Here is a 13,297-nt window from a genome sequence, read left to right on the forward strand (position 1 = left end):
GATCCTCTGAATATTTGAACCGTTAAACCGCGGCAGCGCCGCCGACGATTTCCGAGATCTCTTGGGTGATCGCTGCCTGACGCGCCTTGTTGTAGATCAGCTGCAAATCGCTGATCAAATCACCGGCGTTGTCAGTGGCGTTCTTCATCGCGATCATCCGCGCAGCCTGTTCAGCCGCGTTGTTCTCGACCACCGCCTGATAGACCTGCGACTCCACGTAACGGACCATCAAGCCGTCCAGCAGCTCTTTGGCGTCGGGTTCGTACAGGTAATCCCAGTGGTGCTTGAGTTCTTGATCCTGGGTCGCGACCAACGGAATCAACTGCTCGACCGTTGGTTGCTGAGTCATGGTGTTGATGAACTTGTTGGACACCACGGACAGGCGATCAATACGGCCCTCCAGGTAGGCATCCAGCATCACCTTGACGCTGCCGATCAAATCGTTGATCGACGGCTCTTCGCCCAAGTGGCTGATCGCAGCGACGACGTTACCGCCGAAGTTGCGGAAAAACGCCGCACCTTTGCTGCCGACCACGCACAGATCGATCTCTACGCCGTTTTCACGGTTCTTCGCCATGTCCTTGACCAAAGCCTTGAACAGGTTGGTATTCAAGCCACCACACAGACCACGGTCACTGCTCACCACGACGTAACCGACGCGCTTTACTTCGCGCTCGATCATGAAGGGATGACGGTATTCCGGGTTAGCGTTGGCGAGATGACCAATCACCTGGCGGATGCGCTCCGCGTAAGGACGGCTAGCAGCCATGCGCATTTGAGCCTTGCGCATTTTACTGACCGCCACTTTTTCCATGGCGCTGGTGATCTTTTGCGTGCTTTTGATGCTCGCAATCTTGCTGCGAATCTCTTTTGCGCCTGCCATGTAACACCTATCAGGTTAGCAAGCGGGAGCCTCGCGGCTCCCGCTGCGGCTTACCAGGTTTGGGTGGCCTTGAACTTCTCGATACCGGCTTTCAGGCCAGAATCGATTTCGTCATTGAAGTCACCCTTCACGTTGATCTTCGCCATCAAATCGGCGTGATCTCGGTTGAAGTAAGCAATCAGCGCTTGTTCAAAGCTGCCAACCTTGGCGATTTCAACGTCAGTCAGGAACCCACGCTCAGCGGCATACAGCGACAGCGACATGTCAGCAATCGACATTGGCGCATATTGCTTCTGCTTCATCAGCTCGGTAACGCGCTGACCATGCTCAAGTTGCTTACGGGTCGCTTCGTCCAAGTCAGAGGCGAACTGGGCAAATGCTGCCAGTTCACGGTACTGAGCCAGAGCGGTACGGATACCACCGGAGAGCTTCTTGATGATCTTGGTCTGAGCGGCACCACCCACACGGGATACCGAAACACCGGCGTTCACTGCCGGGCGGATGCCGGAGTTGAACATGGCCGATTCCAGGAAGATCTGACCGTCAGTGATGGAAATCACGTTGGTCGGAACGAACGCGGAAACGTCGCCAGCCTGGGTTTCGATGATCGGCAATGCGGTCAGTGAGCCGGTTTTGCCGGTCACTGCGCCATTGGTGAACTTCTCTACGTACTCTTCCGAAACGCGGGATGCACGCTCCAGCAGACGGGAGTGGAGATAGAACACGTCGCCTGGGTAAGCTTCACGGCCTGGTGGACGACGCAGCAGCAGGGAGATCTGGCGATAAGCCACAGCCTGCTTGGACAGATCGTCATAAACGATCAGTGCATCTTCACCGCGGTCGCGGAAGTATTCGCCCATGGTGCAACCGGAATACGGTGCCAGGAATTGCAGCGCTGGGGATTCGGAAGCACTGGCAGCCACGATGATCGTGTTGGCCAGAGCGCCGTTCTCTTCCAGTTTGCGAACCACGTTGGCGATGGTCGATTGCTTCTGACCGATTGCTACATAGACGCAGAAGATTCCGCTGTCTTTCTGATTGATGATAGCGTCGATCGCCAGAGCGGTTTTACCGATCTGACGGTCACCGATGATCAGCTCGCGCTGGCCACGGCCGACCGGAATCATTGCATCGACAGCCTTGTAGCCAGTCTGTACAGGCTGGTCTACCGACTTACGCCAGATCACGCCTGGAGCAACTTTCTCGACCGCGTCGGTCTCGGTGTTGTTCAGCGGACCTTTGCCGTCGACAGGGTTACCCAGTGCGTCGACAACGCGACCCAGCAGTTCCTTACCAACCGGAACCTCGAGGATACGGCCAGTGCACTTGGCGCTCATGCCTTCGGCCAGAGACTGGTAGGAGCCCAGTACAACGGCACCTACGGAGTCTTGCTCCAGGTTGAGAGCCATACCGAAGACGCCGCCCGGAAACTCGATCATTTCGCCGTACATTACGTCGGCGAGACCGTGAATCCGCACAATGCCGTCAGATACGCTGACGACAGTGCCTTCGTTACGGGCTTGGGAGGACACATCGAGCTTGTCGATGCGACCCTTGATGATTTCACTTATTTCGGAAGGATTGAGTTGCTGCATTGCTCTGCTGCCCCTTCAAACTCAAGATTTCAATGCTTCGGCTAGTTGCGCGAGTTTGCCGCGAACTGAGCCATCGATAACCAGGTCGCCAGCGCGGATAACGACACCACCGATCAGGGTGGCATCCTCCGCAGCGTGCAGGCGCACTTCCCGGCCGAGCCGTGCACTGAGAACCTTGGCGAGTTTGTCTTGCTGTTCTTGGTTCAATGCAAAAGCACTGGTCACATCCACATCTACCGACTTTTCCTGCTCGGCCTTGTACAGGTCGAACAGCTCGGAGATCTCCGGCAAAAGCGGGAGGCGGTCGTTTTCTGCAACGACCTGGATGAAATTCTGTGCCTTGGCATCGAACTTGTCGCCGCACACTTCAATAAAAGTGGCTGCCTTGTCTGCGCTCGTCAGTCGCGGGGCCTTGAGCATGCGCTGCATCGTGTCGTCTTGCGACACTGCAGCAGCCAGGCCGAGCATGGCTGACCAATTGGCCAGTTGCTGGTGCGCCTGTGCATGCTCGAAGGCTGCCTTAGCGTAAGGTCGGGCCAACGTGGTCAGTTCTGCCATGATCGCCCTCGCTTAAATTTCAGCAGCCAGTTTGTTTACCAGCTCCGCGTGCGCGTTTTGATCGATTGTGGCACCCAGGATCTTCTCTGCGCCGTTGACTGCCAGGCTACCCAGTTGGGCGCGCAGCGCGTCTTTGACGCCGTTCAGTTCCTGTTCGATCTCGGCCTGAGCCTGAGCCTTGATGCGGTCAGCTTCAACGCGAGCCTGTTCACGGGCTTCGTCGACAATCTGGGTACCGCGTTTCTTGGCTTGCTCAATGATCTCAGCTGCCTGAGCCTTAGCTTCGCGCAGTTGCTGACCCACTTTATCTTGGGCCAGCTCCAGGTCGCGAGCTGCTCGTGTAGCAGCGTCCAGTCCATCCGCAATCTTCTTCTGACGTTCGTGCAAAGCCGCGATGACCGGAGGCCACACGAACTTCATGCAGAACAGCACAAAAATGAAGAACGCAACGGACTGGCCAATCAGGGTTGCATTAATGTTCACGCCAACACCTCGCTCGTTCGTTGTCCATCACACCAATCAACTCGAAAATTCGAGTGATCAGCCAGCGAGTTGACCAACGAAGGGGTTCGCAAAAGTGAAGAACAGAGCGATACCAACACCGATCATGGTCACGGCGTCGAGCAGACCAGCCACGATGAACATTTTAACTTGCAGCATTGGAACCATTTCTGGTTGACGCGCAGCGCCTTCCAGGAATTTACCGCCCAGCAGGCCGAAACCGATTGCAGTACCCAGTGCGCCCAGGCCGATCAGCAGTGCAACAGCGATAGCAGTTAGACCAACTACAGTTTCCATCTTTCCTCCCGACTTTTACGTCGTATTGGTTAGGTTTTCTTAGATTAAAGCGGTAAAGCAAAATCGTCTCTTACATCAAGCCCTCGCGGGCACCCCCTCACCGAAGTGAGGGGATCATCAGACTCGCCAGGCGGGTCTCAATGGTTATCTTCGTGAGCCATCGAAAGGTAGACGATGGTCAGCATCATGAAGATGAACGCTTGCAGGGTGATGATCAGGATGTGGAACACAGCCCACGCCCATTGCAGGACCACGCCCAGACCGCTGAGCCACAGCAGACCGCTGCCGAACATGACCGCGATAAGAATGAACACCAGTTCACCCGCGTACATGTTGCCGAACAGTCGCAGCGCCAGGGAGATCGGCTTGGCCACCAGAGTCACGAATTCAAGCAGGAAGTTCACCGGAATCAACAGCGCCTGAACGAAAATGTTCTTGCTGCCGAACGGGTGCAGGGTCAATTCGCCGATGAAGCCGCCGATACCCTTGATCTTGATGCTGTAGAAAATGATCAGAGCAAATACGGACAGAGCCATGCCCAGCGTAGCGTTCGGATCGGTTGTCGATACGGCGCGGAAAGGAATGTGATGATCACCGGTGATCATGATCGCCAGTTGCGGGATCCAGTCGACAGGAATCAAATCGACGGCGTTCATGAGGAACACCCAGGCGAAAATGGTCAATGCCAGAGGGGCGATCACGGCGCTGCGGCCATGGAAGCTGTCCCGGACGCTGCCGTCAACGAACTCGACGAGCACTTCAACGAAGTTCTGCAGAGCGCCCGGCTGACCCGAAGTCGCCTTTTTAGCGGCCATGCGGAAAATGAGGACGAAGATCAGACCCAGTGCGACCGACCAGCCGAGGGTGTCGACGTGGAAAGCCCAAAAGCCCATTTCTTTTGCTTCAGCCGCTGAATGCGCGAAGCCCCAACTGCCGTCAGGCAAATGACCAAAGGTCAAGTTCTGCAAGTGGTGCTGGATATAGCCCGAAGCTGTTTGCTCTGCCATGGTTGCCTCAAACGCCCTAAGGTCTCGAAAGTCTTGTTCTCATTAGCAGGGGCGCAAACCAACTGACCAGTTGGGTCAGTATGAACACGCCGAAAACCGCCAGCGGAGCCAGCGGCTTTACTCCTGCAAACGTCAGTGCAAAGAGCACCGCCGTAAAAATCAGCTTGCCTGCCTCGCCGGCGTAGAACGACCGAACGATGGCCTGCGCTGCCCTGGCCCCGGAGTACCGGAATGCCTTATGAGCAAAATACAAATTCGGCAGCCAGGCTATCAGGCCTCCGCAAAGACCCGAATACCCGGCTACGACACCGTGCAACTGCCAAAGCGCCAGCGCAGTCCCCAGAAGGACTATCAACTGAGCCAGCAAGATCGGGAAAACAGCCAGGCAATGGAATGGCAAGCGGTTTGGCGTGCGTGTCTCCATCACATGGGCTCCTCGTAAGCCGGCCGCCAAAATCAACAACTTGGCATAAATTGTGCCGACAAAATGCGCGCAGAGTATAGGGGCGGTTCAGCCCCTATTCAACTGCCAGGTAGTGATTTCCGACTACCCGCTACGCATGATTTGTTTCAGCGAATGTGAGCGAGCACACCCTGTAGCTCATCCAGCGAGTTGTAACGGATGACCAACTGACCTTTGCCCTTCTGTCCATGGCGGATTTGCACTGCGGAGCCCAGCCGCTCGGCAAGGCGCTGCTCCAGACGTGTAATGTCAGGATCAGCCTTCACCGGCTCTGCAGCCTCCTGTTTTCCGCTGAGCCACTGGCGAACCAGTGCCTCAGTCTGGCGCACGGTCAAACCGCGTGCGACAACGTGTCGCGCCCCTTCAACCTGCTGATCTTCGGGCAGACCCAGCAGCGCACGGGCGTGGCCCATCTCCAGATCACCATGGGAGAGCATGGTCTTGATGACTTCCGGCAATGCGATCAGTCGCAGCAGATTCGCTACGCTGACTCGCGACTTGCCGACCGCTTCGGCCACCTGCTGTTGGGTCAGCTGAAATTCCTGCTGCAAACGCTGCAGGGCAATCGCTTCCTCGATCGGATTCAAGTCTTCGCGCTGGATGTTCTCGATCAACGCCATCGCGATGGCCGCTTCATCCGGCACGTCACGCACCATGGCGGGAATCGTTTCGATCCCAGCCTGCTGGCTGGCGCGCCAGCGGCGTTCACCAGCAATGATCTCGAAGCGGTTGTCAGCAATGGGGCGGACCACGATCGGCTGCATTACCCCTTGCGCCTTGATCGAGTTCGCCAGTTCTTCCAGCGCTTGAGGATCCATGTCACGACGCGGCTGATATTTGCCTCGTTGAATCAGGTCCAGCGGAATGTGCTGAAGCTCGCGCTCACTGGCCTTCACCGCCTGTTCTTCCAATGCGCTGACGGTGGGGCTGCTCAGCAGTGCGTCCAGCCCACGTCCGAGTCCACGTTTCTTGACGGCCATGGAATTTCCTTAAGTGGGCTGAGCCGCGGTGCGACTGCCGCGACGTTGGCGACGGACCATCTCGCCCGCAAGCGCCAGGTAAGCCAGCGCGCCGCGAGAAGTCTTGTCGTACGCCAGTGCCGGCATACCGAAGCTTGGCGCCTCGGCCAGACGAATATTGCGCGGAATAACGGTGTCGTACAGCTGCTCGCCGAAGTGCTCTTTGAGCTGTGCCGAAACATCGTTGATCAGGCTGAGCCGCGGGTCATACATGGTCCGCAGCAAACCTTCGATTTTGAGTTGGGGATTGAGCAATTCACCGATGCGCTTGATGTTATCCACAAGGTCGCTCAAACCTTCGAGCGCGAAGTACTCACACTGCATGGGGATAATAACGCCATCGGCCGCAACCAACGCGTTGAGCGTCAACATTGAAAGCGACGGAGGGCAGTCAATGAGTATGTAATCGTAATTTTCGCGGATGGGCGCCAGCGCTGAACGCAGGCGGGATTCCTTCATCTGCATTTCCAGCAGAACTACCTCGGCAGCCGTCAGATCGCGGTTTGCCGGTAGCAGCTGATATCCGCCGTGTTCGGAAAAGTGGATGGCCTGATTCAGATCGCACTCGCCAATCAGCAAATCGTAGACCGAATGCTCAAGCGCGTGCTTATCCACACCACTGCCCATGGTGGCATTGCCTTGTGGGTCGAGATCGATCAGCAGCACCCGACGCTTGGTAGCCACCAGCGACGCCGCGAGGTTGATGCAGGTTGTGGTTTTGCCCACCCCGCCTTTTTGGTTCGCTATCGCGAATACCTTAGCCATTCTTGCTTGTGTTCCCTGTCATGCCGAGCGGCGCAGTATCAGCAGATGCCGTTGACCTTGGCAACCGGGTACGGCCAAGGCTTGCGCGCTTTCCAGATGAAAATCTGCGGGCAATGCTACCAGTTCATCCACTGGATGAAGACCCTTCATTGCCAACCAGCGCGTTTCAGCGTCGCCCATATGCCGAGTCCACTGGGTAAAGTCTTCCAGACTGCTGAAGGCGCGGGAGATGATGCCGTTGAACGGCAGCGCAGGCTGGAAAGCTTCGGCGCGGCTGTGGATAACTTGCAGGTTGGCGAGCGCGAGCTCCAGTTTTACCTGGGTCAGAAACCGGGTCTTCTTGCCGTTGCTGTCGAGCACCGTGACTTTCATGTCCGGGAACAGGATGGCAAGCGGTATGCCAGGCATCCCACCGCCGCTACCGACGTCCAGCTGACGCTCACCTTCGATGAAACGCACCACGCTCAAACTATCCAGCAGATGTCGAGACACCATCTCATCAGGATCACGAACAGCGGTCAGGTTGTACGCCTTGTTCCACTTGATCAGCAAGGCCAGATACGCCAGCAACTGGCTGTGTTGACTCTCGCTTAACTCGACGCCGAGCTCTCGAGCGCCAAGGGTCAGTTCTTCTGCATGCTGCGGGGTAACCATCGAACTCAAGCGCTTTGCTCCAACTGACGGCCCGCGCCGCGTTTTTTCAAATGAATCATCAACAGAGAGATCGCCGCTGGTGTGACGCCCGGAATCCTTGAGGCCTGGCCGAGCGTTTCCGGACGAGTTATCCCCAGCTTGCTCTGGATTTCTTTGGAAAGACCGGAAATCCCGGTGTAATCGATATCTTCAGGGAGTCGTGTGTTTTCGCTGGCGCGCAAACGAGCGATCTCATCCTGCTGACGGTCGATGTAACCGGCGTACTTGGTTTTGATTTCGACTTGTTCAGCGACCTGCGGGTCAGGCGAGCCGTTACCGGTCAGCGCAACAAGGCTGGCGTAGTCCACTTCGGGACGGCTCAGCAGATTCAGCAGATTGTATTCGTGGGTCAACGGCGTGCCGAAGTGCGCCGAGACCGCATCGCCCTGCTCGGTACCCGGACGAATCCAGGTGGACTTCAGGCGCTGTTCCTCGAGTTCGATGCCTTCACGCTTGGCACAGAACGCCGCCCAGCGGGCATCGTCGACCAACCCGAGCGCCCGACCCTGTTCGGTCAAGCGCAAGTCCGCGTTGTCTTCACGCAGAATCAAGCGGTACTCGGCGCGCGAGGTGAACATCCGGTACGGCTCTTGGGTGCCCAGCGTAATCAGGTCATCCACAAGCACGCCGATGTAGGCCTCATCCCGACGCGGACACCAGCTGTCCTTGCCTTGAGCCCGAAGGGCCGCATTTGCACCGGCGAGTAAACCTTGCGCACCGGCCTCTTCGTAACCGGTCGTGCCGTTGATCTGTCCGGCGAAAAACAACCCACCGATAACCTTGGTTTCCAGGCTGTACTTCAGGTCACGCGGATCGAAATAGTCGTACTCGATGGCATAGCCAGGCCGCACGATATGGGCATTTTCCATCCCGCGAATAGAGCGAACGATCTGCAGCTGTACGTCGAACGGCAGCGATGTCGATATACCGTTCGGATAAAGCTCATGGGTCGTCAAACCTTCCGGTTCGATAAACACCTGATGGCTTTCCTTGTCGGCAAAACGATGGATCTTGTCTTCGATCGACGGGCAATAGCGAGGGCCGACACCTTCGATCTCCCCGGCAGCAGAATACATCGGCGACCTATCCAGATTCGCAGCGATGATTTCGTGGGTTCGAGCGTTGGTGTGGGTAATCCAGCAGCTGACCTGGCTCGGGTGCTGAGCCTTGGAGCCCATAAACGACATCACCGGGATCGGCGTATCACCCGGTTGTTCGGTCATCACCGAGAAATCTACAGATCGTCCGTCAATGCGCGGGGGGGTGCCCGTTTTCAGGCGACCCACTCTCAGCGGCAACTCACGGAGCCTGCGCGCAAGCGCAATTGACGGCGGATCACCGGCGCGACCGCCCGAGTAGTTCTGCAGACCAATGTGGATAAGCCCGCCGAGAAAGGTACCTGTGGTGAGAACCACTGAGTCGGCGAGAAAACGCAGCCCCATCTGAGTCACTACGCCCCGCACCTGGTCCTGCTCGACGATCAGGTCGTCGCATGCTTGCTGGAATATCCACAGGTTAGGCTGGTTTTCGATGATCTCTCTGACCGCTGCCTTGTACAGCACGCGGTCAGCTTGGGCACGCGTCGCCCGGACAGCTGGGCCCTTGCGGCTGTTTAGCACGCGAAACTGGATACCACTTTTGTCAGTGGCCGTTGCCATCGCACCACCAAGTGCATCGATCTCTTTGACCAGATGACTTTTGCCGATGCCACCAATGGCCGGGTTGCAACTCATTTGGCCGAGGGTTTCCACGTTGTGCGTAAGCAGCAGGGTGGTAGCACCCATACGCGCGGACGCCAGTGCTGCCTCGGTACCGGCATGACCGCCGCCGATGACGATCACTTGAAAACGGGAAGGGAAATCCACCACGCACCTCGTGCCTGTTGATTGGGGGGAATAGGAATGGCGGCAAGTATAGGCACTTACCCCCCCTTAAGAAACCCGTTGCGCAAAATCTAACCAGCTGTGGATGAATGGCGGTTATAGAAATTAAAAAGAAAGAAATTTATAAGATCTTTGTTTTTATGTTTATATTTACTGAGGCCACTTTCTGTGGATAAAGCTCTGAAGCCCTTTTATTACGTGATGTACAGACCATCAAAAGTCTGTGTCCATGTGGGCAAGAGGCCCTTGGATAACCTGTCTAAGCCTGTGGATTAAATGATAGGTTGTCCACAGGCGCAATTATCCTCAGCTCAGGTGCGTGTTTATCAACCGAGCTTAGCCGCGGTTATACACAGGGCTTAATCGGAAAATGATCCGCTGAGCGGTCAAATTCGACGCGCAGACATCCCCCATTGCACTGATCGGGAATCAGGCAAAGTCGGATGAGTGAATGGGATGTGGCAGATCCGGAGAGATTGACCTGCCTGGGGATGGAGCGTAGCGCTATTTGCCAATGCAAAAGCTGGAGAAAATTCTTCCCAACAAATCGTCAGAGCTGAAGGCGCCGGTGATTTCACCCAAGGACTGCTGAGCTTGGCGCAGATCCTCTGCAAGCAGCTCACCAGCGCCGGCCAAGGTCAACTGTGAGCGTCCATGCTCAAGAGAGGCGCTTGCCTTGTGCAACGCCTCAAGGTGGCGTCGTCGCGCACTGAAGCTTCCTTCAGCTGTTTGCTGATACCCCATGCACGACTTCAGATGCTCGCGCAAAAGCTCCACGCCTCCACCACCCGCCTTGGCGCTGAGATTGATGGTCACGTGGCCACCGACGCTGGTCACCAGTTCCACCGGTTCATCACTTAGGTCCACCTTGTTACGAATCAGCGTGACATGGGCCGGGTCAGGTCGTTGATCGAGGAACTCTGGCCACAACGCGAACGGATCGCCTGCCTCGGGTGCTGTCGCATCCACTACCAGCAAAATGCGGTCTGCCTGGCCTATTGCCTGAAGCGCGCGTTGAACGCCTATTTTTTCCACCTGATCGTCGGTATTGCGCAGACCTGCGGTGTCCACCACGTGGAGCGGCATGCCATCAATGTGAATATGTTCGCGCAGGACATCCCGGGTTGTGCCGGCAATCTCAGTCACGATCGCCGCTTCTTTGCCCGCGAGTGCATTCAACAGGCTGGATTTGCCGGCATTGGGCCTGCCTGCAATAACCACATTCATGCCATCCCTGAGCAACGCGCCCTGATTGGCTTCGTGCAGCACTGTGGATAACTGGTTGCGCACATTATCCAACATGCTCAGCACGTGGCCATCCGCGAGAAAGTCGATTTCCTCCTCCGGAAAGTCGATGGCCGCTTCAACGTAAATGCGCAAGCTGATCAGTTTCTCCGTGAGTTCATGGACTCGTTGGGAAAATGCACCCTGCAGCGACCTCAAGGCGTTCCGCGCGGCCTGAGCAGAACTTGCTTCAATTAGGTCAGCGATCGCCTCGGCTTGGGCAAGATCAAGCTTGTCATTGAGAAACGCGCGTTCGCTGAATTCACCCGGCCGCGCCAGGCGGCACCCCAGTTGCACGCAACGTTGCAGCAACATGTCCAGAACAACCGGCCCGCCATGTCCTTGAAGCTCGAGCACATCTTCCCCAGTGAACGAGTTAGGGCCTGAAAAGTAGAGACCGATGCCCTCGTCGATTACTGCGCCGTTTGCTTCTTTAAAGGCGCCGTAATGTGCATAACGAGGTTGTGGCAGTTTGCCAAGAATTGCCTCGGCACATTTGCTGGCCTGGGGGCCGGAAATACGGACGATGCCGACGCCTCCTCGTCCGGGAGCAGTCGCAATGGCCGCGATGGTTTCAAAAAGAACGTTCATGGGCCGACTCCTGGGCAACTGACGGATAGCAAAACGCCCCACGAGGGGGCGTTTTGAATAACTTGTTAACAGGGTAGATCAGGCATCAGCTTTCTTGGCTTTCGCTTCGATGCTGCGGGTGATGTACCACTGCTGGGTGATGGACAAGGTGTTGTTCACAACCCAGTACAGCACCAGACCAGCCGGGAACCACAGGAAGAAGAACGTGAAGATGATTGGCATCAGCTTCATGACCTTGGCCTGCATCGGGTCCGGAGGTGTCGGGTTCAAACGCTGCTGGATGAACATGGTAGCGCCCATGATGATCGGCAGGATAAAGAACGGATCTTTGATCGACAGGTCGGTTATCCACAGCAGCCAAGGCGCCTGGCGCATCTCGACGCTTTCAAGCAGTACCCAGTACAGCGACAGGAACACCGGCATCTGTACCAGAATCGGCAAGCATCCACCCAACGGGTTGATCTTCTCTTTCTTGTACAGCTCCATCATCGACTGAGACAGCTTCTGACGATCGTCACCATGTTGCTCTTTCAACGCGGCAAGGCGTGGAGCGACTGCACGCATGCGTGCCATGGACTTGTAACTGGCCGCCGACAGAGGGAAGAAAAGCCCTTTGATCAACATGGTCAGGAAGATGATCGACCAGCCCCAGTTACCGACGATGCTGTGGATATGTTGCAGCAGCCAGAAAATAGGCTGGGCAATGAACCACAAAATGCCGTAATCCACTGTCAGTTCCAGACCTGGGGACAACTCTTTCAGGACTGCCTGACTCTTCGGACCGGCATAAAGCGTTGTAGTCGTCTCGGCTTTTGCGCCAGGTGCGACCGTCATTGCCGGACCGGTGAAACCGATAATGTAATTACCTGCACTGTCTTTACGGGTTGTGACGGTGTTGCTGTCAGCCTTGTTCGGGATCCAGGCGGTCACGAAGTAGTGTTGTAGCCAGGCGACCCATCCACCCTGGACAGTATCCTTGACCGACCCTTTGTCGATGTCCTTCATGGAAACCTTTTTATAGGGTTCCGAAGGTGTCCACATCGCAGCACCCAGGTAGGTGGCGGTGCCAGTAGCGGTAGTCGAGGATGGATCAGCGCTCGCATCGCGTTTCAGCTGGGCGAACAGGTTACCGTTCCAAGGCTGCGCGCTCTGGTTGTCAATCACGTAAGAGACGGTCAGGTCATACAGCCCGCGTTTGAACGTGAAGCGCTTGATGTAGCTAATGCCGCCATCGCTGAATTTCAGGTCAACGACCAAGTCGTTCTGTCCATCAGCCAGCTGGTAGCTTTTTTGCGTGGCCGAGTAAACAGGACGACCAGTGGATCGGGCATCAGGACCATTGGCGCCAGTCAGGCCGCTCTGGGCGAGGAAAATCCGCTCACCGCCGTTATCGAACAGCTGGAAAGGAATTTCGGGGTGATCCTGACGGCGTGGATAGAGCGGCAAACGAAGTTGCACCACGTCGCCACCTACCGGATCAATTTCCAGATTGAGGACGTCTGTCTTCACCTGAATCAGATCTTTGCTGGCGGCCACCGGGATTTCAGCCGGGGCAGCCACTTCTCCGGTGGCGCTAGGAACGTCTGCATTGGCAGTCGCTGAACCTTGCGGAGCATCAGGAATAGCGGATGTATTGGTGTTGGCAGCAACATTCTGAGTCGGCAAGGCAGCCTGACCATAGTCCTGGTTCCATTTCAGGACACCGACATAGGTCACGATTGCCAGGGCGACGATCAGGATCGTGCGTTTAATATCCAT

At 56.4% G+C, this 13,297-nt stretch carries 13 protein-coding genes; all 13 read right to left on the bottom strand.

Annotation, left to right across the window (positions count from 1 at the left end):
* Nucleotides 1-22: 22 nt before the first annotated feature.
* The 13 genes from atpG to yidC all read right to left on the bottom strand — a co-directional run bounded on the left by atpG (nucleotide 23) and on the right by yidC (nucleotide 13,297).
* The gene (gene atpG, locus BMY98_RS05985; protein ID WP_037016916.1) at nucleotides 23-883 is read right to left on the bottom strand and encodes a F0F1 ATP synthase subunit gamma; all 861 of its coding nucleotides are present in this window, start codon (nucleotides 881-883) and stop codon (nucleotides 23-25) included.
* Nucleotides 884-933: 50 nt separating this feature from the next.
* A complete protein-coding gene (gene atpA, locus BMY98_RS05990) occupies nucleotides 934-2,478 on the bottom strand; it encodes a F0F1 ATP synthase subunit alpha (protein ID WP_074886098.1) in 1,545 nt (514 codons plus the stop codon).
* A 21-nt stretch (nucleotides 2,479-2,499) separates the two neighbouring features.
* Nucleotides 2,500-3,036 (bottom strand): F0F1 ATP synthase subunit delta, encoded by a 537-nt coding sequence (locus tag BMY98_RS05995; protein WP_074886101.1) that lies wholly within the window; start codon nucleotides 3,034-3,036, stop codon nucleotides 2,500-2,502.
* 12 nt (nucleotides 3,037-3,048) lie between these two features.
* Entirely contained in the window at nucleotides 3,049-3,519 is a 471-nt protein-coding gene (locus BMY98_RS06000) for a F0F1 ATP synthase subunit B (RefSeq protein ID WP_065988056.1), read from the bottom strand.
* A 57-nt stretch (nucleotides 3,520-3,576) separates the two neighbouring features.
* Nucleotides 3,577-3,834 (bottom strand): F0F1 ATP synthase subunit C, encoded by a 258-nt coding sequence (atpE, locus tag BMY98_RS06005; protein WP_002555987.1) that lies wholly within the window; start codon nucleotides 3,832-3,834, stop codon nucleotides 3,577-3,579.
* A gap of 137 nt (nucleotides 3,835-3,971) precedes the next feature.
* Nucleotides 3,972-4,841: a F0F1 ATP synthase subunit A gene (gene atpB, locus BMY98_RS06010; protein ID WP_074886103.1), complete on the bottom strand. Its 870-nt coding sequence runs from the start codon at nucleotides 4,839-4,841 to the stop codon at nucleotides 3,972-3,974.
* A gap of 16 nt (nucleotides 4,842-4,857) precedes the next feature.
* Nucleotides 4,858-5,265 (bottom strand): F0F1 ATP synthase subunit I, encoded by a 408-nt coding sequence (locus tag BMY98_RS06015; protein ID WP_074886106.1) that lies wholly within the window; start codon nucleotides 5,263-5,265, stop codon nucleotides 4,858-4,860.
* A 146-nt stretch (nucleotides 5,266-5,411) separates the two neighbouring features.
* Nucleotides 5,412-6,284, bottom strand: coding sequence for a ParB/RepB/Spo0J family partition protein (locus tag BMY98_RS06020; protein ID WP_074886109.1), 873 nt, complete (start codon nucleotides 6,282-6,284; stop codon nucleotides 5,412-5,414).
* A gap of 9 nt (nucleotides 6,285-6,293) precedes the next feature.
* Nucleotides 6,294-7,088, bottom strand: a complete 795-nt coding sequence (locus BMY98_RS06025; protein ID WP_074886113.1) for a ParA family protein — start codon at nucleotides 7,086-7,088, stop codon at nucleotides 6,294-6,296.
* Nucleotides 7,089-7,106: 18 nt separating this feature from the next.
* Nucleotides 7,107-7,742: a 16S rRNA (guanine(527)-N(7))-methyltransferase RsmG gene (gene rsmG, locus BMY98_RS06030; RefSeq protein WP_175514147.1), complete on the bottom strand. Its 636-nt coding sequence runs from the start codon at nucleotides 7,740-7,742 to the stop codon at nucleotides 7,107-7,109.
* Between the two features lie 5 nt (nucleotides 7,743-7,747).
* Complete coding sequence (gene mnmG / locus BMY98_RS06035; RefSeq protein ID WP_074886118.1) at nucleotides 7,748-9,646, bottom strand: tRNA uridine-5-carboxymethylaminomethyl(34) synthesis enzyme MnmG; 1,899 nt, start codon at nucleotides 9,644-9,646, stop codon at nucleotides 7,748-7,750.
* A gap of 522 nt (nucleotides 9,647-10,168) precedes the next feature.
* Nucleotides 10,169-11,539 (bottom strand): tRNA uridine-5-carboxymethylaminomethyl(34) synthesis GTPase MnmE, encoded by a 1,371-nt coding sequence (mnmE, locus tag BMY98_RS06045; protein ID WP_074886121.1) that lies wholly within the window; start codon nucleotides 11,537-11,539, stop codon nucleotides 10,169-10,171.
* A 78-nt stretch (nucleotides 11,540-11,617) separates the two neighbouring features.
* Nucleotides 11,618-13,297, bottom strand: coding sequence for a membrane protein insertase YidC (gene yidC / locus BMY98_RS06050; RefSeq protein ID WP_074886124.1), 1,680 nt, complete (start codon nucleotides 13,295-13,297; stop codon nucleotides 11,618-11,620).

The sequence above is a fragment of the Pseudomonas graminis genome (assembly GCF_900111735.1).
Taxonomy (GTDB): Bacteria; Pseudomonadota; Gammaproteobacteria; order Pseudomonadales; family Pseudomonadaceae; genus Aquipseudomonas; species Aquipseudomonas graminis.